Source organism: Bordetella sp. H567 (assembly GCF_001704295.1).
Lineage (GTDB): Bacteria > Pseudomonadota > Gammaproteobacteria > Burkholderiales > Burkholderiaceae_B > Bordetella_C.
In genome coordinates this window covers 5,511,509-5,532,470 of the sequence record NZ_CP012334.1, presented here as the reverse complement: position 1 = coordinate 5,532,470, position 20,962 = coordinate 5,511,509, and the positions used below count along the sequence as shown (strand labels likewise).

General features: G+C 66.1%; 17 protein-coding genes. 9 read left to right on the top strand and 8 right to left on the bottom strand.

The window, feature by feature from the left end; translation table 11 throughout:
• Positions 1–477: 477 nt before the first annotated feature.
• The 8 genes from rpmH (at position 478) to AKI39_RS24745 (ending at position 8,986) form a co-directional block, all read left to right on the top strand.
• Positions 478–612 carry a 50S ribosomal protein L34 gene (gene rpmH / locus AKI39_RS24780; protein WP_057654304.1) on the top strand — a complete coding sequence of 45 codons (135 nt, stop codon included), beginning with the start codon at positions 478–480 and terminating at the stop codon, positions 610–612.
• Between the two features lie 59 nt (positions 613–671).
• On the top strand, positions 672–1,043 hold the full coding sequence (gene rnpA / locus AKI39_RS24775) for a ribonuclease P protein component (protein WP_066643735.1): 372 nt from the start codon (positions 672–674) through the stop codon (positions 1,041–1,043).
• A gap of 19 nt (positions 1,044–1,062) precedes the next feature.
• Positions 1,063–1,335, top strand: coding sequence for a membrane protein insertion efficiency factor YidD (gene yidD, locus AKI39_RS24770; protein ID WP_066643733.1), 273 nt, complete (start codon positions 1,063–1,065; stop codon positions 1,333–1,335).
• A 48-nt stretch (positions 1,336–1,383) separates the two neighbouring features.
• Positions 1,384–3,090: a membrane protein insertase YidC gene (yidC, locus tag AKI39_RS24765; RefSeq protein WP_066641878.1), complete on the top strand. Its 1,707-nt coding sequence runs from the start codon at positions 1,384–1,386 to the stop codon at positions 3,088–3,090.
• A gap of 21 nt (positions 3,091–3,111) precedes the next feature.
• Positions 3,112–4,041 (top strand): LysR family transcriptional regulator, encoded by a 930-nt coding sequence (locus tag AKI39_RS24760; RefSeq protein WP_076879746.1) that lies wholly within the window; start codon positions 3,112–3,114, stop codon positions 4,039–4,041.
• 102 nt (positions 4,042–4,143) lie between these two features.
• A complete protein-coding gene (locus AKI39_RS24755; protein WP_066641876.1) occupies positions 4,144–5,499 on the top strand; it encodes an MmgE/PrpD family protein in 1,356 nt (451 codons plus the stop codon).
• Between the two features lie 133 nt (positions 5,500–5,632).
• Positions 5,633–7,801, top strand: a complete 2,169-nt coding sequence (locus AKI39_RS24750) for an acetate--CoA ligase family protein (RefSeq protein WP_066641873.1) — start codon at positions 5,633–5,635, stop codon at positions 7,799–7,801.
• A gap of 30 nt (positions 7,802–7,831) precedes the next feature.
• Positions 7,832–8,986, top strand: a complete 1,155-nt coding sequence (locus AKI39_RS24745) for an acyl-CoA dehydrogenase family protein (protein WP_066641871.1) — start codon at positions 7,832–7,834, stop codon at positions 8,984–8,986.
• Between the two features lie 96 nt (positions 8,987–9,082).
• Here the strand turns inward: AKI39_RS24745 and AKI39_RS24740 are convergent, their stop codons facing one another.
• The 7 genes from AKI39_RS24740 to AKI39_RS24710 form a co-directional block, all read right to left on the bottom strand.
• A complete protein-coding gene (locus tag AKI39_RS24740) occupies positions 9,083–10,285 on the bottom strand; it encodes a M20 aminoacylase family protein (RefSeq protein ID WP_066641868.1) in 1,203 nt (400 codons plus the stop codon).
• A complete protein-coding gene (locus AKI39_RS24735; RefSeq protein WP_066643731.1) occupies positions 10,282–11,142 on the bottom strand; it encodes an N-formylglutamate amidohydrolase in 861 nt (286 codons plus the stop codon). Before AKI39_RS24735 ends, AKI39_RS24740 begins: the two co-directional genes overlap by 4 nt.
• 5 nt (positions 11,143–11,147) lie before the next feature.
• A complete protein-coding gene (locus tag AKI39_RS24730) occupies positions 11,148–12,209 on the bottom strand; it encodes an ABC transporter ATP-binding protein (protein ID WP_145925375.1) in 1,062 nt (353 codons plus the stop codon).
• Positions 12,206–13,213, bottom strand: a complete 1,008-nt coding sequence (locus AKI39_RS24725) for an ABC transporter ATP-binding protein (RefSeq protein WP_066643729.1) — start codon at positions 13,211–13,213, stop codon at positions 12,206–12,208. Before AKI39_RS24725 ends, AKI39_RS24730 begins: the two co-directional genes overlap by 4 nt.
• A gap of 19 nt (positions 13,214–13,232) precedes the next feature.
• Positions 13,233–14,165: an ABC transporter permease gene (locus AKI39_RS24720; RefSeq protein WP_066641866.1), complete on the bottom strand. Its 933-nt coding sequence runs from the start codon at positions 14,163–14,165 to the stop codon at positions 13,233–13,235.
• Positions 14,162–15,136 carry an ABC transporter permease gene (locus AKI39_RS24715; protein WP_066641864.1) on the bottom strand — a complete coding sequence of 325 codons (975 nt, stop codon included), beginning with the start codon at positions 15,134–15,136 and terminating at the stop codon, positions 14,162–14,164. Before AKI39_RS24715 ends, AKI39_RS24720 begins: the two co-directional genes overlap by 4 nt.
• Before the next feature lie 80 nt (positions 15,137–15,216).
• A complete protein-coding gene (locus tag AKI39_RS24710; protein ID WP_066641862.1) occupies positions 15,217–16,818 on the bottom strand; it encodes an ABC transporter substrate-binding protein in 1,602 nt (533 codons plus the stop codon).
• Positions 16,819–16,924: 106 nt separating this feature from the next.
• On the opposite strand from AKI39_RS24710, the gene mnmE reads away from it, so the two are divergent.
• Positions 16,925–18,340, top strand: coding sequence for a tRNA uridine-5-carboxymethylaminomethyl(34) synthesis GTPase MnmE (gene mnmE / locus AKI39_RS24705; protein WP_066641861.1), 1,416 nt, complete (start codon positions 16,925–16,927; stop codon positions 18,338–18,340).
• Positions 18,341–18,444: 104 nt separating this feature from the next.
• Here the strand turns inward: mnmE and AKI39_RS24700 are convergent, their stop codons facing one another.
• On the bottom strand, positions 18,445–20,505 hold the full coding sequence (locus AKI39_RS24700) for an FUSC family protein (RefSeq protein ID WP_145925374.1): 2,061 nt from the start codon (positions 20,503–20,505) through the stop codon (positions 18,445–18,447).
• Positions 20,506–20,962 lie beyond the last annotated feature (457 nt).

The following is a 20,962-nucleotide window of genomic DNA, read 5'->3' as shown; positions in this document are numbered from 1 at the left end:
GTCGGTCTTGTCGAAACCTCGATTCTACCTTGCCTGGGCTGTGGTTATCCACAGGCTCGGCCGCCCGCCCCCCTCGCCGGCGCCCCTAACTGTTTGACAATAGAGAAGAAACTTGTTGAAATGGCGGGCTCGACTGGCGACGGGGCGGCTTGATTCGTCCCCAGAAGTTGACACTTCGAGTCGCCACCCTCGCGTCACACGCTCGCCATACCCGCGCCACACTCGCCTTCTCGTGACGCGAACGGCGGGAGAGACGGGGGAGAAACCCGGGAGCACAGCGAAGGCAAGACGGCACAACGCCGGACCGCGCCGCGAAACTCCCGCCGTCGATGCAAGCCAAATAGACCCGCCCACGGCAGCCAGCACCGCCGCGGGCAGGCGCCATAGCCAAAGCGCCATATAGCCATGGGCGCGTGGGCCGTGTTGCCCGCGTCTGTGCCCATCCGTATTTTTTGATTGTTCTTTTGTGGACCACCCATGAAACGCACCTTCCAACCCTCCGTTACCCGCCGCAAGCGCACCCATGGTTTCCGCGTGCGCATGAAGACCCGTGGCGGTCGCGCCGTGCTGAACGCGCGTCGCGCCAAGGGTCGCAAGCGCCTGGCGGTCTGAACACCGCGCCGCGCGTTGCGCCCCGCACGGATCCCGTGACGGCCGCGCAGCCGACCGCCATGCCGCGCGCCACGCTTCCCCCGGAGGCGAGGATGCACCGCCCCTCGGAGTTCGCCGCCGCGCTGAAAGGCCGCCGGCTGGCGCGAGGGGCGTTTTTCATGATCACTTGCGCCGCGGCGGGGCCGGAATCGGGACGCGCCCGCCTGGGCATGGTCATCGCCAAACGGCATGCGGCCCGCGCCGCCACCCGGAATGCGATCAAGCGTGTCATCCGCGAGGCATTTCGCGCGCGGCGGCATGGCCTGCCTCCGGCCGATTATGTCGTCCGGCTGCACGCCCGCGTCCCAGATCTGTCTCTCACGGCGCTGAAACACGCCGCCCGGGCCGAAGTAGATACTCACTTCGCACGCTTGGTACGCTGTCCGTCCTGAAGGTGCCATGAGCATGTCCTTGATCCCGGCTCTGCTGATCGCCCCGATCCGGTTCTACCGGTTTTTCCTCAGCCCGTGGATGGGGCGGCAGTGCCGTTTCACGCCCAGCTGCTCGGCCTACGCGATCGAAGCCATTGAAACTCACGGCGGGTTACACGGTCTGTGGTTGGCGGCGCGGCGGATCGGACGCTGCCATCCCTGGAGTCCCGGCGGGCTGGATCCCGTCCCCGACGCGCCGCGGTCCGACGGCCCTTGCCACTGCGGCCACGGCCACCGCGCCCGGCAGGATTGACGCTAAACTGGCGGGCTTTGCCGGCCCCGCTTTCACCTTGTAGGCACCATGGATATCCGACGAACCGTCCTTTGGATGATTTTCTCTTTCTCGCTGTTGCTCCTCTGGAACAACTGGCAAGTCCATAACGGAAAGCCGTCGCTGTTCGGCATGCCGACGGCTACTCCGACGGCCCAGCAGCCCGCCAAGCCGGCCGCCGCTCCTGAAGGAGCGCAGCCCGGTGCCAGCTCGACCATCCCCAGCGTCCCGGCTGCCGGCCAGCCGGCCTCGGCCGCGCCGGGCGGCGTGCCTGCCGCGGCGGCCAAGGCACAGGCGGACTCGCAAAAGGTGGTCATCACCACCGACGTGCTGCGCCTGACCTTCGATACCACCGGCGCACAGCTGGTGCAGGCCGTGCTGCTGAAGTACCGGGACGCCAACCGCGGCGACCAGCCGACGGTGCTCCTGGACGATACCCCCGACCTGCACTACGCCGCGCAGTCGGGCGTGGTGGGCTCCCCTAGCCAACCGGGCTTCCCGACGCACCAGACGCCTTTCCGCATGGTGTCCAGCGAACGCAGCATGACGGGCGACACGCTGAACGTGGTGTTCGAGGCCGAATCGGGCGGGATGAAGGTCACCAAGACCTACACCCTGCATCGTGGCCGCTACGACATCGATGTCCGTCATGACATGACGAACACCAGCGCCAACCCGGAACGTCCCTCGCTGTATCTGCAGCTGCAGCGCGACGGCAACAATCCGCCGGACACGTCCAGCTTCTATCACACCTTCACTGGCATGGCCGTGTATTCGGACCAGGACAAGTTCCAGAAGGCCACGTTCTCGGATATCGAAAAGAAGAAGGCCAGCTACATCAAGCAGGCGGACAACGGCTGGATCGCGGTGGTGCAGCACTACTTCGCCACGGCCTGGATCCCGCCGCAGGGCAAGGCGCGCAGCAACGAGCTGCTGCAGGTCCGCGACAACCTGTACGCCGCGCGCACCATCGAAGCCGTGGGCGACATCGCCCCCGGCGCGTCGGCCAGCGTCGATGCCCATCTGTGGGTCGGCCCGCAGGACCAGAAGGCCATGGCCGCGCTCGCGCCCGGCCTGGAACTGGTGGTGGACTACGGATGGCTGACCATCATCGCCAAGCCGCTGTTCTCGCTGATGACCTGGCTGCATTCCATCCTGGGTAACTGGGGATGGACCATCGTGGCCCTGACGGTGCTGATCAAGCTGCTGTTCTACCCCCTCGCGGCGACCAGCTATCGCTCCATGGCGCGCATGAAGCAGGTCACCCCGCGGCTGCAGGCGCTCAAGGAAAAGTACGGCGACGACAAGCAGAAGCTGAACGCCGCCATGATGGAGATGTACCGGACGGAAAAGATCAACCCGCTGGGCGGCTGCCTGCCGATGGTGGTGCAGATCCCCGTCTTCATCTCGCTGTACTGGGTGCTGCTGGCCAGCGTGGAGATGCGCGGCGCGCCCTGGCTGGGCTGGGTGCATGACTTGTCCGTGCATGATCCCTACTTCATCCTGCCCGCCATCATGATGGCCACCATGTTCCTGCAGATCAAGCTGAACCCCACGCCGCCGGATCCCGTGCAGGCCAAGGTCATGATGGTCATGCCCCTGGTGTTCGGCGGCATGATGTTCATGTTCCCCGCCGGCCTGGTGCTGTACTGGTGCGTCAACAACACGCTGTCCATCCTGCAGCAGTGGTACATCACGCGCAAGCTGCGCACCGAAGCCGGGACCGTCAAGCGCTGACGACGCGGGGGGCGGTCGATCATGAAAAAACTCGACGTCCCCGCGCTTGAAATCTTCGTCGCGGCCGTCGAGGAAAAAAGCCTTTCCAAGGCGGCGGAGCGCGAAAACGTCGTCACCTCGGCGGCCAGCCGGCGCATCGCCGAGCTCGAACGCCATCTCGACCGCACGCTGCTGCATCGCCATGGGCGGGGCGTGGAGCCCACCCCCGCCGGCGTGCTGCTGTACCAGCGCGCCAAGGCGATCCTGCGCAGCGTGCAGCTGGCGGAACAGGCGATCGACAGCTATTCCACCGATGGCCAGGCCAAGATCCGGCTCGCGGCCAATCCCTCCACGCTCCTGCAATTCCTGCCCGCGCCCATGGCGCGCTTCCTGGCGGGCCGCCAGAACGTCGCCGTGGACCTGCTGGAAGCCCATAGCTACGACATTCCACGCATGGTGGCGGACGGCACGGTCGATATCGGCATCTATCACGGGGCGCGTCCGGCGGCGGGAGTGTCCTCGTATCCGTTTCGGCGCGACCGGGTAGGCCTGGTCGTGCCGCGCGGCCATCCGCTGGCGGCGCATGCATCGCTGCGCCTGGAAGACGCCCTGGATTACGACCTGCTGGGCTACTTCCCCCGCCATTCGCTGGATCAGTTCCTGGACTACGCGGGGCCGAGCCTGTCGCGCCCGCCCAAGGTCAAACTGCAGGTGTCGAACTTCGAGACGCGCTGCCGCATGATCCGGGAAGGCCTGGGCATTGCCGTGGTACCCGAAGGCATCGCGCGCCACTACCTGGCCGACATGGGGCTGGTGCTCATCCGCTTGACCGACGCCTGGGCGGAACGGCATTTCTTCATTTGCGTGCGCGATGCCTTCCCCGACGAGGATGGGGCGCAGCGACAGGAGAGCCCATTCTCCTCCCCGCTGATGGCGGACCTGCTGGCGGTGCTGCGCCAACCGGATCAGTGATCGGTGGTTTGCTTTTTTTTCAAACCGGACGGCAGCCGGGCACGCTAGAGTGGCGAATACAACAGCGGCGCGCCATTGCGCCGCGACACGCCGGAGACGCCCATGCTGCTCGAATCGCTGTCCGCTTACGGGGCGCGCGACGCCGTCGCCCGCCTGCCCGACGAAATCCTGCACTACGCCAAGCGCGCCGTCCTGGACTGGCTGTCGGCGCTTTATCCAGGCACGCGTATTTCGCCCTGCCGCGAGCTGCTGGCCGCGCACGCGGAAGAACTGGGGCTGGGGCGGTCCAGCCTGCCGGGCAACGGCACCACGGCCTTTCCGGCCACCGCGGCCTGGATCAATGGCAGCGCCTCGCATGCGCCCGAGTTCGACGATATCTTCCGTGACGGCGCCTACCATCCGGGCTGCCCGGTCATCGCCGCCGCCCTTGCCATGGCGGAGCATCGGCGCGCCAGCGGGCGCGAGCTACTGAATGCCGTGGTCGTCGGGTATGAAATCTCCACGCGCATCGCCGCGGCGATGCAGCCTTCGCACTACCGGTATTTTCATACCACCGGCACGGTAGGATCACTGGGCGCCGCCGCCGCCGCGGCCGCGCTCGCCGCACCGGGCAAAAGCGCCGTCATGGGCCATGCCATCGCCACCTCGGCGACCATGGCGGCGGCCCTGCAGCAGGCCTTCCGTTCCGACGCCATGAGCAAGGCGCTGCATGCCGGCCATGCCGCGGAAGTAGGCGTGCGCGCGGGCCAGGGCGCCGCGCACGGCGTGACGGGCGTGCCGGACATCCTCGAAGGGGAAGTCGGCTTCGGCGCGGCGCTCGCCAGGGACGTACGCTGGGATAGCGTGCTGGAGGACCTGGGCGAGCGCTACAACATCACGCAAATCACACAGAAGAACCATGGCTGTTGTGGCCATACCTTCGCGGCCATCGACGCCGCGCTGGCGCTGCGCGACAAGGGCGTGCGGCCCGAGCGCGTACGATCCATCGAGGTAAGGACCTATCGCGCGGCGCTGGACGTGGCCGGCAACCCGGATCCTTCGACCGCGTTCGAGGCCCGGTTCAGCCTGCCCTACGTGCTGGCGCACGCAATGCGCCAGGGCTCCGTACGCCTGGCGGCCTTCGAACCGGATGCCTTGGAAGACACCGACACGCGCGCGCTCATGCGCAAGGTGACGGTGATCGAAGAGCCGCAACTGACCGCGGGCTTTCCTTCGATGCGCGCGGCGCGCGTGGCCATCGTCACGGACGACGGCATGCGGCACGAGCAGTTCGCGCCCCATCGCAAGGGCGACCCCGAAGCGCCGCTGTCGGATGCGGAGTTGAACGACAAGTTCGACGAACTCGCCGGCCCGGTGCTGGGCGCGGACCGCACCCGCCAACTGCGCGCCGCCATCTGGACGCTGGAGAGCCTGGCTGTGAGCGACCTGGCGCTGGCGGCGGACCCGCCCGCCGGCTGAAGGCACTGGATCTCCAGGCTTCTGGTTTCTCGAAGCCTGGATCAGGGAAACATCGACTCGCTCATCATCCCCGGGTTGCCGGAAGCATTGAATCGCCCGTAGCCCTGGATCACCCAAAGCACCGGATCAGGCCATGCCATCGAACTCCTCATCGTCCTTGGGACAAGCTTTGCTGGCGCCGCGCGCCATTGCCCTGGTGGGCGCGTCCGGCGACGCGCGCAAGAACACCGCGCGGCCGCTGCGCTTCATGCGCAAGCACGACTACGCCGGACGCATCTATCCCATCAATGCCGGGCGCGCGGACATCATGGGCGAACGTGCCTACCCCACATTGGCGGACCTTCCCGAAGCGGTGGACCACGTCTTCGTCATGATCCCGGGGGAGCAGGTCCTGCCCGTGCTGGAACAGTGTCCCGCCGCCGGCGCACGCGTCGTCACCATCTATTCCGACGGCTTCGCGGAGGCCGGACCGGAGGGCATGGCGCGCCAGCACGCCCTGGTCGCGCGTGCCCGTGAACTGGGCGTGCGGCTGCTGGGCCCCAACAGCATAGGCAGCGCCAATCTGCACACGGGCGGCATCATTTCGGTAAATGCGGCCTTCGAGGCCGACGACCTGCAGGCCGGCGACATCAGCATGGTGTCGCAGAGCGGCTCCATGATGGGGTCGCTGCTGTCGCGCGCCGCGGCGCGGGGCTTCGGTTTCGCCAGTTCCGTCTCGGTCGGCAACGAATGCGATATCAGCGTGGGTGAAGTCGTCGATGCCCTGGTGGATGATCCCCATACGCGCGTCATCCTGCTGTTCCTGGAAACCCTGCGCCAGTCCACCGTGCTGGCCGCGGCCCTGCGCCGCGCGCGCGAGGCCGGCAAGCCGGTCGTGGCATACAAGCTGGGCCGCTCCGAACAGGGCGACGCCCTGTCGCAATCGCATACGGGCGCGATGGCGGGCAATGACGCTGCGGTGGACGCCTTCTTTCGCGCGCACGGTGTGCTGCGTGTGCAGCAGCTGGAAACGCTGTTCGAGATCGTGCCGCTGGCGGCGCGCTACCGCGATGTGCGTGCGGCCGCGGCCACCGCGGCCCGCCCGGACACGACCGCCTCCGGCGCTGCGCCAGCGTCCGCGACGCTGTCGGACATCGATGGATCGGCAAGCCGGGCGCCCCGCGTGGCGGTCATCACGACCACAGGTGGAGGCGCCGCCACGGTGGTCGACAACCTGGGCATGCGCGGGTTGGTCGCCGCCGCCCCGCCGCCCGCGTTCGTGGCGCATATGGCGGGGCGCGGGCTGCGCATCCGGGAAACGCCCGTCATCGACCTGACGCTGGCGGCCACGCCCGCGCAATACAAGGACTTGCTGGAGCAACTGCTATTGGCCGACTGGTGCGACGCGGTCCTCAGCGTGATCGGTTCCTCGGCGCAGTTCCATCCCGACTTCGCGGTCAATCCCCTGGTCCAGGCTCACAAGCCCGACAACAAGCCGATGGCGGCATTTCTCGCGCCGGAAGCGCCGGCATCGCTGGCGCTGCTGCGGCAGAACGGCATCGCGGCCTTCCGCACGCCGGAAGCCTGCGCCGATGCGTTGGCCGTGTTGTTCCAGCGCCGGCCTGCCCCGGCGCCGGCAGCGGCACAGACCCCTTTCCTCTGGCCACCGGGCATGCCGCGCACGGGTGCCCTCACGGAGTATGAAGCGAGCCAGGTATTCCAGGCCCTGGGCGTTCCCGTCGCGCGATCCTGCCTCGTGCCCGCCGGCGATCCCGCGCATGGCCTCGCGTATCCGGTCGTGGCCAAGGTCTCGTCGCGCGACGTGCCGCACAAGACCGATGCGGGCGCCGTGCGCGTGGGCATCGGCGATGACGCGCAGCTGCGCGACGCGATCGCCACCATGCTGGATAACGTGCACGCCCACGTGCCGGGCGCCACCATCGACGGCATCCTGGTGCAGGTGATGGAAGGCCGGCTGCTGGAGCTGATCCTGGGCTATCGCCTGGATCCGCTGGTGGGGCCCACCGTGGTCCTGGGCGCCGGGGGCATCGCCGCCGAACTGAATCCCGACTTCGCGATCCGCCTGGCGCCGGTCAGCGTACAAGAGGCGCACGCAATGATCGACGAAGTGCGCGCCACGCGGCTGGTACGCGGTTTCCGCGGCCTGCCGCGCGGTGACTGCGATGCCCTGGCGCGCGCCATCGCCGCGTTCTCGCGGCTGGCGCTGGCGACCGACGTGACGGTTGCCGAAGCGGAAATCAACCCGCTGTTCATCCGCGCCGACGGCGTCGTGGCGGTAGACGGCTTGCTGCATATGCAATAGCGCCCTATGGCGCCACAAGGACACATCAACATGGATTTCAATCTCACGCCCGAACAACGCGATTTCCAGGACGCCGTACGCCGCTATGCGGAAAACGAGTTGCGCGACGGCGCCCGCGAGCGCGCGCATTCCAACGACTACCCTTGGGACGTCGCGCGATCGATGGCCCGGCAAGGCTTGCTGGGCATCACCATCAGCGAAGCCAACGGCGGCGTCGGCGGCTCGCTGATGGATGCGGTCATTGCCATCGAAACCGTCGCCGCCGTCTGCCCGCGCAGCGCGGACGTCGTCCAGGCGGGCAACTTCGGAGCGATCCGCGTGCTCGCCGAATACGGCAACGCCATCCAGAAGGAAAAATACCTGCGCCCGCTGCTGGCCGGCGAGATGCTGATTTCCGTCGGCATGACCGAACCGGAAGCCGGCTCGGCGGTCACCGAATTGAAAACCCGCGCGACGCGCGACGGCGATGGCTGGCGCATCAACGGATCGAAGATCTTCACCACGCACGGCCCGCACGCCAACGTGATCCTGGCCTACGTGCGCTTCGGTCCTGGCACGCAGGGCATCGGCTCGGTCCTGATCGACACCAAGGCGCAGGGCGTACGCCTGGGCAAGCGGTCGTCCTTCATGTCCGGCGAGGAATGGGCGGAGATTTTCTTCGACAACGTGTTCGTGCCGGACGATATGGTGGTGCTGGGCGAGGGCGGCTTCAAGAAGCAGATCGCAGGCTTCAATGTGGAACGCATCGGCAACACCGCGCGATCGCTGGCGCTGGGCCGTTATGCCTATGAAGAAGCGCGCGGCTGGGCGCTGCAGCGCAAGCAGTTCGGCCGACTGCTGTGCGAATTCCAGGGCCTGCAATGGAAGTTCGCGGACATGCGGATCAAGCTGGACGCCGGCCAGTTGCTGCTATACCGGGCGGCCTCCAACGCCGACACCGGTTTCCCGTCGGCAACGGAAACGGCGATCGCCAAGGCCTATTGCAACCAGACCGGATTCGATGTCGCCAACGAGGCGCTGCAGGTCCTGGGCGGCATGGGCTACAGCCGGGAATCGCTGGTGGAATACTGCGTGCGGCGCTGCCGCGGCTGGATGATCGCGGGCGGTTCGATCGAAATCCTGAAGAACCGCATCGCAGAAGGCGTGTTCGAGCGCACCTTCCCGCAGCGCCCGCCCCGCGACTGACATCCTGGCGCGCCGGCTGCGACGGCCGGCCGTGCGGGCGTATAGGCGCCCGCGCGGCCGGCGAGGATTCCCTCCGGCCGCGTGGCACGCGCGTTTTCAAGCCTGGGCCAGGAAGGTCTGGACCATCTTCACCCAATACGTGGCCCCCACGGGCAGCAGGGCGTCATTGAAATCGTAGTTGGGGTTGTGCAGCGTGCATGGGCCCATGCCGTGGTACGACTCCAGGCGATGATCGCCTTCGCCGTTGCCCAGAAAGATATAGCAGCCGGGCACCTTTTCCAGATAGAAGGAGAAATCCTCCGCCCCCATGAAAGGCGGCACGGCGCGGTTCACGCTTTCCTTGCCGAAAGCCGCTTCCGCGACCTGCGCGGCGAATTCGGTTTCTTTTTCCCAGTTCACCAGCGGCGGATACGCGCGCACGAAGTCCAGTTCGCCGGAGCCACCGTAGACCTGCGGCAGCGTGGTGGCGATGCGGCGGATGGTGTCCTCCATCAGGTCCAGCACTTCCGTGGTGTAGGTGCGCACCGTGCCGCGTATGACGGCTTCCGCCGGTATCACGTTGAACGAATCGCCGGCATGGATTTGCGTGACCGTCAGCACCGCGGTGTCCAGCGGGTTCTTGGTGCGCGACACCACGCTTTGCAGCACGCCCACCATCTCGGATGCGATGACGATGGTGTCCACCGTCTTGTGCGGCTGCGCCGCATGGCCGCCCACGCCCTTGATGGTAATGGTGAAGCGGTTGCTCGACGCCATGGTCGGACCGGAACGGATGCCGAACTCATTGGCTGGCATGCCCGGCATGTTATGGATGCCGAAGACGGCATCGCAGGGGAATTTGTCGAACAGGCCATCCTGCATCATCGCCCGCGCACCGGCGTTGCCGTTCTCTTCGGCGGGCTGGAAGATGAACACCACCGTGCCCTTGAAGTCGCGATGCCGAGACAGGTACTGCGCGGCGCCCAGCAGCATGGTCGTATGGCCGTCGTGGCCACAGCCGTGCATGCGGCCGGAGATCGTCGACTTGTGCGCGAAGCGATTGTTCTCCGGCATGGGAAGGGCGTCCATATCGGCGCGCAGGCCGATGGTTTTGCCCTTGCCGCCCGTGCCCTGCAAGACGCCCACGATACCGGTCTTGCCGAAACCGGTATGGACCTCGATGCCCCACTCGCGCAGCTTTTCCGCCACCAGCGCGGACGTGCGGGTTTCCTCGAAAGCCAGTTCGGGATGTGCATGGATATCGCGGCGTATCGCCGTGAGCGCGCCATGCGCGCGCTCGATTTCGTCCAGGGTTTTCATAGTTGCCTTTGAATGTATAGCGCGACGTCTTGCGCCGCCTTGGTCAGTGCGGCCTGCATGGCCGGGAACTTCTCGTTCTTTTCGAACGTCTGCTCATTCATGTACTGCCCGCGATGAATCTCGATCTGCAAGCTATGGCGCCGCTGCGCCGGCTTGCCCAGGCGGGCGATCAGCGCCACGCCCTTGAAGGGATCGTTGCGCGCCACCGTATAGCCGCTTGCGCGCAGGGAGTCCTCCACCACATCGACGAATTCCGGCGCGCAGGTGGTGCCGTCCCGATCGCCCAGCACGAAGTCGGCCAATTCGCGCTCGCCGGGAACCTGCAGCACCTCGTACGAATCCGACGGCATGGAATGCAGGTTGAGGTGCCACACCGCGCCGAATTGCTTGTACGCCGCTTCGATATCGCGGTTGAGCGCCTCGTGATAGGGCTGATGATAGGCCTGGATGCGATGCTGTACCTCCTGCACCGGCAACTTGCGGTCGTAGATGGGCCGGCCGCCGGCCTTGCTCCAGATCAGTCCGTGGCCGATGCGGCTTTTTTCCGAGGGATGGATCGCGCCGGGCCAGGGCCCGGCCAGCAGGCGCGGATCGATATCGTCGGGCTCGCGGTTGGGATCGATATACGTGCGCGGAAACTGGGCCAGGATCAGCGTGCCGCCGACGTCGGGAATGCTGCGCCACAATTCGTCGACGTGGGTGTCCTCGCCGATGCGCAGGAGTTCGGGCTCGATGGCATAACCGAAATCCGCGGGATAGGTCACGCCACTGTGCGGTGAATCGCAGATCAGCGGCAGCGGCGGCACGCGCGGCGCGATGCGGACGTAGGGGGCGAAAGGCGTATCGGTGGTGCGCATGGTGTTCAACCTGTGGTCGCGACGCGACTCGCATGGAAAACGACCGGCCGCGGCGCGGCCTGGGCCAGATCATTCAAATGACAGGCGCTCAATTGCCCGGGGGCGATTTCGCGCAGCAGCGGCCGTTCCTGTCGGCACCGGTCCATGGCGTGCGGGCAGCGCGGATGGAAGGCACAGCCTGGCGGCGGCGCCAGCGGCGATGGCAACTCGCCCTGGATGGGCTGGAAGCTGCGCCGCTGCGGATTCAGGGTAGGCAGTTCCTTCAGCAGCGCCTGGGTATACGGATGATTGGCGTGTTCGAAGACCTGTTCGGTGGACGCCAGTTCGACGATGCGTCCCAGGTACATGATGGCGACGCGATCCGATATATGGCTGACCACGCCCAGGTTGTGGCTGATGAACAGATAAGTCAGGTCCAGTTCTCGGCGCAGGTGCGCGAACAGGTTCAGCACCTGCGCCTGGATGGACACGTCCAGCGCTGCGACGGCCTCGTCGCAGACGATGACCCGCGGCTTGAGCGCGAGCGCGCGCGCAATGCCGATACGCTGGCGCTGGCCGCCGGAGAACTGGTGCGGATAGCGCTGCCCATACGCCGGGTCCAGGCCTACCTGCCGCATCAGCCCGGCCACGTAGTCCTTGCGATCGCGGCGGCTGACCAGGCCATGCACCATGGGCGCTTCGCCGATGATTTCTTCCACCCGCATGCGCGGATTGAGCGAGGCGTAGGGATCCTGGAAGATCATCTGCACGCCCAGCTCGTAGGCGCGCCGCTGCTTGTCGTCCATGGCGGCCACCGGCTTGCCATCGTAGGCAATGCTGCCCGCCGTCGGCGGCAGGATGCCGCTGATCATTCGGCCCAGCGTGGATTTCCCGCAGCCGGATTCGCCAACCACACCGATGACTTCACCCGGCATGACGTCCAGGTCGACGCCCGCGACGGCGTGCACCACGGTCTTGCGCAGCCCCGCGCCAAACAGGTTGGCAATGCGGCCGGCCAGGTCGACGGGTTGCACGAAGCGCATTTCCGCGCCGCGCAGGGACAGGACGGGAGTGGCGTGCCCGTTCATCGCGCCTCCGGTTCGCCGGCATGCCAGCAGCGCACCCAATGCGCCGGCCGCCATTCGACGGAATCAGGCTCGCGCAGGCAGGCCTCGGTAGCGCGCGGGCAACGCGTGCGGAACGCGCAGCCTTGCGGCAGCTTCAACAACGACGGCGTCATGCCGGGTATCGAAGCCAGGTCGCGGCCGCGCGTTTCCGGCGTGGGAATCGACATCATCAGGCCATGGGTATAGGGATGCAATGGACGCCCGATGACCTCGGCCGTCGTGCCGGTTTCGACGACACGGCCGGCGTACATCACCGCGATGCGGTCGGCCAAGCCGGACACCACCGCCAGGTCGTGCGTGATCCACAGCAGCGCCGTGCCGGTTTCGCGGCACAGTTTCTGCACTTCATAGAGGATCTGCCCCTGGATGGTCACGTCCAGCGCGGTGGTGGGCTCATCGGCGATGATCACGCGCGGCGCGTTCAGCAAGGCGATGGCGATGGCCACACGCTGCCGCATGCCGCCGGAGAGCTGGTGCGGATATGCGCGCAGCCGCTCGTCCGGCGCCGGGATGCCCACCATCGCCAACACGTCGCGCGCCCGCTTGCGAGCCGCCGCCTTGTCCATTTTGCGATGCGCCTGGATGGCCTCGATCATCTGCGTATCGACGCGCAGCACCGGGTTCAGCGTCATCATCGGATCCTGGAAGATCATCGCGATGTCGTTGCCGCGCAGTGCACGCATCCGCGCCGGCGGCGCCCCGCGGAGTTCCTGGCCGTCGAAACGGATGGAGCCGTCGACGATACGGCCGGGCTCATCGATCAGGCCGATCAGCGAAAACCCCGTAATACTCTTGCCCGAACCGGATTCGCCGACCAGGCCCAGGATCTCGCCCTGCGCCAGCCGCAGGTCCACGCCGTCCACCGCCTTTACCACGCCGGCGCGCGTGAAGAAGTGCGTGCGCAGCCCAGCCACGTCCAGCACCGGCGTGGCCGCGTCGCGCGCGCCGGAGGAGGCGTTCATCATCGTCATCATCGATGCCCCCTTATGTCGCGTTGCGCGGATTCAGCACGTCGCGCAGATGGTCGCCGACCAGATTGATGGCGATGATCGCGATGGCCAGGGCCACGCCGGGAAAGAACGATATCCAGTAGCGTCCGGACATCAGGAATTCAAAGCCGTTGGAAATCAGCATGCCCAGCGACGGCTCGGTAACCGGCACGCCGACTCCCAGGAAAGACAAGGTGGCCTCCAGCGCGATGGCATGAGCCAGGTCGATGGTGGCGACGACAATCAGCGGCGGCATGCAGTTAGGCAGCAGATGGCGCCGCAGGATGCGCCACGAGCCCAGCGACATGCAGCGCGCGGCCTCGACGTATTCCTTGCTTCGCTCCACCAGCGCCGCGCCGCGCGCCGTGCGGGCGAAATAGGCCCACTGCACGACGATCAACGCGATGATGACCTTGTCCACGCCCGTTCCCAGGATGGACAGCAGGATCAACGCCACCAGGATGGACGGGAATGACAGCTGGATATCGGCGATGCGCATCAGCAGTGCATCGATGCGTCCGCCGAAATACGCCGCCACCAGGCCGACCGTGGCGCCGATCACGAAAGCGAAGAACACCGAAATACAGCCCACCATCATGCTGGTGCGCAGGCCGTACAGGATGGCCGAAAGCATGTCGCGCGCCTGGCCGTCGGTGCCCAGCCAGTACATCATGTCGCCCGCGCCGTTCTTGCTGAACGGCGGCAGCTTGGCGTCCATGATGTCCAGGTTGCCGATGTCGTAGGGATTCTGCGGTGCGATCCAGGGCGCCAGCACCACCGCGAGGATCAGCAGCACCAGGACTACCAGGCCCAGGGTGGCCAGCTTGCTCGCGAAGAAGTCCTCCAGGAAGCGGCGCCACGGGCCCGCTTCCTTGAGGGCGGGTACGGCGGGCGCGGCCGCGCCTGGGTTGGAAGTGCTCGTCGTCATCGTCGTCCGTCCAATCGTACGCGGGGGTCCAGAACGGTGTAGATGATGTCCACCACCAGGTTCAGCATGACCAGGAAAAACACGATAAGTAGCAAATACGCGACCACCACCGGGCGGTCCAGGTTGATGATGGAATCGATCAGCAGCTTGCCCATGCCCGGCCATGAAAACACGGATTCCGTCACCACCGCAAAGGCGACCACCTGGCCGAATTCCAGTCCCGCCACCGTCACGATGGGAATCAGGATGTTCTTCAGCAGATGCACGCGCAGGACGCGCGATTCCGAAAGTCCCTTGGCGCGCGCGAACTTGATGTAGTCCATGGGCAGCGCTTCCCGCGTGGCCGCGCGCGTGATGCGGATGATGGTCGCACACTTGGCCAGCGCGATGGTGGCGGCCGGCAGGATGAGGTTGGCCCAGCCTCCGGGCGTCAGCACGCTCAGGCGCAAGCCGCCGAGCGACACCGTCGGCCCGCGCCCGCTTGCGGGCAGCCATCCCAAGGTCACCGCGAAAATCATGATGAGCATCAGTCCCACCCAGAAATTGGGCAGGGAAAAGCCCAGCACCGATCCGGTCATGATGGCGCGCGATCCGGCGGCGTTGGGCTTGAGTCCCGCGCGGATGCCCAAGGGAATACCGATCAGCAGCGAGAACAGCATCGCCACCACGGCAAGCTCCATGGTCGCCGGCATGCGGTCCAGGATCAGCCGCATGGCCGGTTCGCCGGTCAGGAAGCTGTTGCCGAAATCGCCGTGGATCGCCTTGCCGATGAAGATCAGGTACTGGTGCCACAAAGGCTGGTCCAGCCCGAGCGATTGCCGGATGGCGGCGCGTTCGATATCGGTGGCGTCCGGACTCGCCATCATGGATACCGGATCGCCCACGAGGTAAATGCCGCCGAAGACCAGCGCCGACATGACGAGCATGACGACGACGGTCTGCAGCAGTCTGCGAATAATGGTCGCCAGCAATGAAACCTCCTATCGCTCCGCGACGTCTCCCCTTGGGAGTGCGGCGCGCCCGAGGGGCGGCCGCGCGGGGGCGCTGCTTGTTACTGCTTCAGCGTCACGTCCTGTGCTTCGGTCATCTGATCGGAACGGCCCGGATATCGGATGTCCTTCTTCATGGCCCACACGGACAATTCGAAATGGATAGGCAGGATGCCGTAGTCCGCCATCAAAAGGTCGGCCGCCTTGGACAGCAGCTCGGCGCGCTTGCCGTCGTCCATGGTGGTCGCCGCTTCCATGTACAGCTTATCCATTTCCGGATTGGAATAGCGGCCGCGGTTGGTCGTGCCCAGGCCCTTGGCCGGATCCGACGTCACCGCCAGCGAGCCCAGGGCGTTGGACATTTCGCCGCTGGTCACCGACCAGCCCGCCAGGTAGGCGCTGTACTTGTACGAATCGCGGTTCTTGAAGAACACCGGCGGCGCCGACGCTTCCACGTTCGTCTTCACGCCGATGCGGCTCCACATCGACGCGATTGCCTGCGCCACCTTGGAGTCGTTGATGTAGCGGCCCGAAGGCGCACCCAGCGTGATATTGAAGCCCTTGGGATAGCCGGCGTCGACCAGCAGCTTCTTGGCTTTGTTCACGTCGGCCTTGGGGGCCTCGGCATAGGTCTTCGATGCACCGAACATCGGATAGGGCAACAGGTTGCCCGCCGGCTTGGCGACGCCGCCCATCACGCGATCCTCGATGGCCTGGCGGTCGATGGCCAGCGACAGGGCTTCGCGCACGCGCTTGTCCTTCAGCGGATTCTTGGCCAGTGGCTTGCCGTCGGCGTCGGTGATGCCCGGGCTGGACTCGGTGAACTGGTCCATGGCCACGTACATGACGCGCACCGAGGGCGTTTGCTGGATGTACAGGTTCTTGTCGGCCTTCAGCTTGGGCAGGTCGTCGGTGGGGGGATCCTCGATCATGTCGACGTCGCCGGCCAGCAGGGCCGCCACGCGGCTGGCGGCGTTGGTCATGGGCTTGTAGATCACCTTGTCCCACACCGGCTTCTTGCCCCAGTAATTGTCGTTGCGGGCCAGCACCAGTTCGGCGCCGCGACGCCAGGACACGAACTTGTAGGGACCGGTGCCGATCAGGCCGTCGCCGGCGTTCATCTCGGTGGACGTCTTGCCTTCCGGCGCCGGACCGGACGCGGCCTTCTTCGACAGGATGGCGAGCTGGCCGAGGTTGGGCAGCAGCAGCGGCGAGGGGCCCTTGGTGGTGATGCGCACGGTGAGCGGGTCGACGGCTTCCGTCTTGGCCACGTCCTTCAGGTAAAGCGTGAAGGGAGACGGGCTGTTGGGCACCTTGGGCACGCGGTCAAACGTGAACACCACGTCGTCCGCCGTGAATGGCGTACCGTCGGAGAATTTCACGTTGGGCCGCAGCTTGAACGTCCACACATTGCCATCGACGGTCCAGGACTCCGCCAGCGCGGGCCGCGGCTTGAGCTGATCGTCCGCGGCCACCAGCGGATCGAAAATGGTCAACGAGATCTGCGTATTGGGGGTCAGGGAATGATATTGGGGGTCGAGCGAGCTGGGCTCGGTCTTCAGACCGATCACCAGGTCCCTGGCGACGGCGCTGCCGTGCGCGCCAAAGGCGATCGCCATCGCGGTGAAACCGCCTGTGATCGCCCGGGTAAACCAGCTAGACATAAATAGCTCCTGATCAAGTTGTACTTGAACTCCACGGCGCAACATACCCAGCAAAGATGCCTCGCGCAACGGTTATATTCCCTTATTGCCTAGTCGATCCGGTTATATGTCCCCCATAGCATCCGTGCCCATCGCGGCGATCGCCACAGCGCCCGGGCGGGGCGGCGTGGGTATCGTGCGCGTTTCCGGTGCGTCCCTGTCCATACTGGTGCGTCGTCTTTTCCAGGGCGAGCTGATCGCCCGGCATGCGCACCTGCTGCCCTTCCAGACCGCCGAAGGCGAGGTGCTGGACGAAGGCATCGCGCTGTTCTTTCCGGGGCCGCATTCCTATACGGGCGAAGACGTGCTCGAACTTCAGGGACACGGCGGCCCGGCCGTGCTGCGGCGCGTGCTGCAGCTGTGCCTGGATGCGGGGCGCGAGATGGGCCTGCGGATCGCCGAACCGGGCGAATTCACGCAGCGCGCGTTTCTGAACGGGCGCATCGACCTGGCGCAGGCCGAAGCCGTCGCCGACTTGATCGAGGCGACGTCGGAGGCGGCGGCGCGCGGGGCGATGGCTTCGCTGTCGGGCGTCTTCTCCCGCCAGGTCAACGCGCTGGCGGACCGCATCGTGCACCTGCGCATGCTGGTGGAGGCCACCCTGGATTTCCCGGAAGAGGAGATCGATTTCCTGGAAAAGTACCAGGCCAGGCCGACGCTGGAAGCGCTGTCCACGGACCTGCGCCGCATCATCGCGCAGACACGCCAGGGTGTGATCCTGCGCGAGGGCCTGCACGTGGTGCTGGCCGGCCGGCCCAACGTGGGGAAATCCAGTCTATTGAATGCCCTGGCGGGCGACGAAATCGCCATCGTCACCCCCATCGCCGGCACCACGCGCGACAAAGTGGTGCAGGAAATCCATCTGGACGGTATCCCGCTTCACATCGTGGACACGGCGGGCTTGCGAGAAACCGATGACCCGGTAGAGCAGATCGGCATCGCGCGCACCTGGCAGGAAATTGAAAGGGCCGACGTTATTTTGCATCTGCAGGATGCCACGGCGGAGGGCGAAGAAGCCCTGGACGCCGGCATCGCCGCGCGGCTGCCGCCCGGCACGCCGGTGATGAAGGTCGTGAACAAGATCGACCTGGTCGCCGCGGACGATGCGCGTGTCGCCGACAACAAGGCGCGTATCGCGGCGCGGAACGCCGATGCCACGGCGCCGGACAACGCCGTACTCCATATCTCCGCGCGCACCGGCACGGGCCTGGACGCCCTGCGCAAGGCGCTGCTGGACATTGCCGGCTGGAACCCTGGCGCGGAATCGCCTTGGCTGGCCCGCGAACGCCACCTGCGCGCCCTGCAGCAAGCCGAGGAACACCTGGCCATCGCGGCGACGCACGCCGCGCAGGACGATCGTGTATTGGACCTGTTCGCGGAAGAGCTGCGGCTTGCGCATGAAAGCCTGTCCTCGATCACCGGTGAATTCACCAGCGACGATTTGCTGGGAGAAATTTTTTCCCGCTTCTGTATTGGAAAGTGAATCCAACGGATGGATAAAAAGATCATCATCATCGCGGGCCCCAACGAAGAGAAGAACCCTCGTTGACGCTCTCACCTGGACGGTAGGGTCGCGCCCGGGTGCCGTCACGCAGGCGCGCGAGAGGATTTCGATGGCGTGCCGATCGCGGAAAAGCGCTTGGTCAACAGCGCCGACAACTGCGTCAACTGCGTGGCCACGACCGACTCCAGCGCCGTCCGCCCTTCCACTGAAGGCGCCGGCAGCCGTTCTACCAGGCCAGCCGAAGCGGCATGGTCAGTACCTCTGCTTCGCGCAAGCAAGACGGCGTCCACGGTTAAGTCCACCCATGACACGAATTCGCCGTCCGGCAGGGCATCGCCTGGCAGCAGGCGAGCCTGGCTTGCCGCGCCCGCGATGCCGCGCAGCAGCGCCGCGATTTCGGCCGTCTGCCGGTCCTGGCTGATCAGCTTGAGCTGCTCCAGCCTTGCCAGCTTGTACGTCTGCTCCAGCCGGTTGCTCGCCAGACCGGCAGCGCGGCGTGCGGCCTCGCATTCGGCGTGGGAAACCTTGCCCGCGTAAAGGGAAAGCCTCAGATATTGCAGATTGGCCGCCACCGCGTCGGCTAAGGCATCCGGCAGATAGTCCGCATCGCGCTTGGGCCAAAGCAGATAAGTCCCCAACAGGGCCAGCACCACGCCCAGTATGTTGTTGCCCAAGCGAGTCGCGGAGTAGAGCAATTCATTGGCGGGGGACGCCAAGTCCGTGACCAGTACAAACGTCGGGGTCAGGAAAATCACATACAGGATATAGCCGACCTTGCGCAATGCCATCGTCAGGCATATCAGCGGAAACACGACCAGCGACAATGCAAGCGGCGTATGCACCACGACGCCGAGCGCCGCGGCGATGACGGCACCGATGATGGAGCCTACCGCCCTGTCCAGGCTGCGCGGCCAGGTACTGCCGACCGAAGGTTGCAACACCAACAGTGTTGCCATGGTGGCCCAATAGCCGAAGGGCAGCTTCAGCGCCCGCACCGCCACGAAGGCCATGCCCACCACGACAGCCAGGCGAGCGGCATGCCGCAGCCCCGCGGACGACGGCGTCATGTTTTCACGCAGTACAACGATCGCGGCCTGGAGAACCTGCCGGACCGTCTTCAACGGCGACTCCTCCGCCGTGGCCGGCCAAGGCATATCGATATCCGCCGCGTCGAAAACGAGCGGCCGCTGCACGAGCCCGCGCACGTGTGTGGAGAGTCCCGCGAGCCGCTCACGCATCGGCTTCGGATAAGGCGCCGGCCCGTGTTCCAACGCGTGCCCGATGCGCCCCAATACCTCGGCCATCGCGGTCAGTGCGCGCGCGGCTCTTCGGCGCGTGCGCCGGTCGGTGACGGCGTACTCGGCGGCATGTGCCACGGCGATGAGGTAATCGAAAATGCGCTCGGCGTGTGACGCAGCCATGCAAAGGTCCGCGTAACCACCGCCGTCGCCGCGCCTGGACATCGGCACCAGGCAAAGCGCCTTGCGCGCGCCCTCTATGGTCCTCCGTGTCAGCGAACGCAGCTCGGAGGCATGCGCGGCCCATTGCGCGCGATCCACGTCCACCGCGCGTAGCAGCCGGCCGTTGTCGCGCGCGAGTTCCGACAAACTTGAATACACCAGTCCCGCGGCACGCCGCGCGGGTGCCAGGGGATGAATCCGCCACACCGTGAAACTGAGTCCCGTCGCAAAGGCGCAGCCGATGAAGTACGTCGCCAGGAACGGCACGCCATCGATGGCGCCATATAAGGGATGATCAGCCATCACGACGCAGGCCGTGGCGACCAGAATGGCGACTTGGTAGACGGACGCCGAATAAATCGACGAAAGGCCGGCGGCCAACGAAAAAACCATGATGACGCCAAGCGCCGGCAACGTCCCCCATCCGGATGCGAAGGCCGTAACGCCGCCCAGGATGGCCGACAGGAGCGAAAAGCCGGCCATCGATGCCAGCCGGTGCGCGCGGGATGCAGGCGCGTCGGCCAAGCAGGTCCAGAAGGCGCCGATCGCGGCCCACGCGAACAGCGGTGTATCGTGCAGCAGATATCCCGCCACCAGCATGGCCGTGGACGCGCAGGCCGCCCGCAGGCCGTCGGAGAAATTCGCATCCGCGATCGAAAACGAAACGATCCAGGCCGGTCGCATGCGAGTCGCCGCGCGGCGCGCGGCATTCAACGCAAGATGAAATCGGTGTAACGCCAACATTGACACGCTTCCATTGCCGCAACGCGGTGCCGAGGCGATGTGCCGCGACCATCTTCGCTACGGCCCGCCGCCGGGAGATACCGGCGTACCGCGACAGCGTATCAAACAGGAGCTACGTCCGGAACGCCGGACCGTTGAAAACTCCAGGCGCTAATTACCGGTCGCTCTCGTCCAGCCTGGGCCGCCTTGCCTGCGCTTGCCCCGAGGCGTGTCGACGGGTCGTCTACGGCCTGTGCCTGATGTTCCGGCAGGCGGTTGCGACGGCGCCGCGGCCCGCACCGCGCATGGCCATCGAAAGCGCGGATCAATCTGGGCCGGGCGCAAGGACGCGCACCAATATCGCTCCTGTTGGCCGATAGATCCACCAGGAGCGGTACGAGATCGGGTAGCCCTATCG

Excerpts from the sequence above, each read along its gene's own strand:
- rpmH (WP_057654304.1), top strand. The coding sequence starts at position 478 with ATGAAACGCACCTTCCAACCCTCCGTTACCCGCCGCAAGCGCACCCAT.
- rnpA (WP_066643735.1), top strand. The coding sequence starts at position 672 with ATGCCGCGCGCCACGCTTCCCCCGGAGGCGAGGATGCACCGCCCCTCG.
- yidC (WP_066641878.1), top strand. The coding sequence starts at position 1,384 with ATGGATATCCGACGAACCGTCCTTTGGATGATTTTCTCTTTCTCGCTG.
- AKI39_RS24760 (WP_076879746.1), top strand. The coding sequence starts at position 3,112 with ATGAAAAAACTCGACGTCCCCGCGCTTGAAATCTTCGTCGCGGCCGTC.
- AKI39_RS24755 (WP_066641876.1), top strand. The coding sequence starts at position 4,144 with ATGCTGCTCGAATCGCTGTCCGCTTACGGGGCGCGCGACGCCGTCGCC.
- AKI39_RS24750 (WP_066641873.1), top strand. The coding sequence starts at position 5,633 with ATGCCATCGAACTCCTCATCGTCCTTGGGACAAGCTTTGCTGGCGCCG.
- AKI39_RS24745 (WP_066641871.1), top strand. The coding sequence starts at position 7,832 with ATGGATTTCAATCTCACGCCCGAACAACGCGATTTCCAGGACGCCGTA.
- AKI39_RS24740 (WP_066641868.1), bottom strand. The coding sequence starts at position 10,285 with ATGAAAACCCTGGACGAAATCGAGCGCGCGCATGGCGCGCTCACGGCG.
- AKI39_RS24735 (WP_066643731.1), bottom strand. The coding sequence starts at position 11,142 with ATGCGCACCACCGATACGCCTTTCGCCCCCTACGTCCGCATCGCGCCG.
- AKI39_RS24730 (WP_145925375.1), bottom strand. The coding sequence starts at position 12,209 with ATGAACGGGCACGCCACTCCCGTCCTGTCCCTGCGCGGCGCGGAAATG.
- AKI39_RS24725 (WP_066643729.1), bottom strand. The coding sequence starts at position 13,213 with ATGATGAACGCCTCCTCCGGCGCGCGCGACGCGGCCACGCCGGTGCTG.
- AKI39_RS24720 (WP_066641866.1), bottom strand. The coding sequence starts at position 14,165 with ATGACGACGAGCACTTCCAACCCAGGCGCGGCCGCGCCCGCCGTACCC.
- AKI39_RS24710 (WP_066641862.1), bottom strand. The coding sequence starts at position 16,818 with ATGTCTAGCTGGTTTACCCGGGCGATCACAGGCGGTTTCACCGCGATG.
- mnmE (WP_066641861.1), top strand. The coding sequence starts at position 16,925 with ATGTCCCCCATAGCATCCGTGCCCATCGCGGCGATCGCCACAGCGCCC.
- AKI39_RS24700 (WP_145925374.1), bottom strand. The coding sequence starts at position 20,505 with ATGCGACCGGCCTGGATCGTTTCGTTTTCGATCGCGGATGCGAATTTC.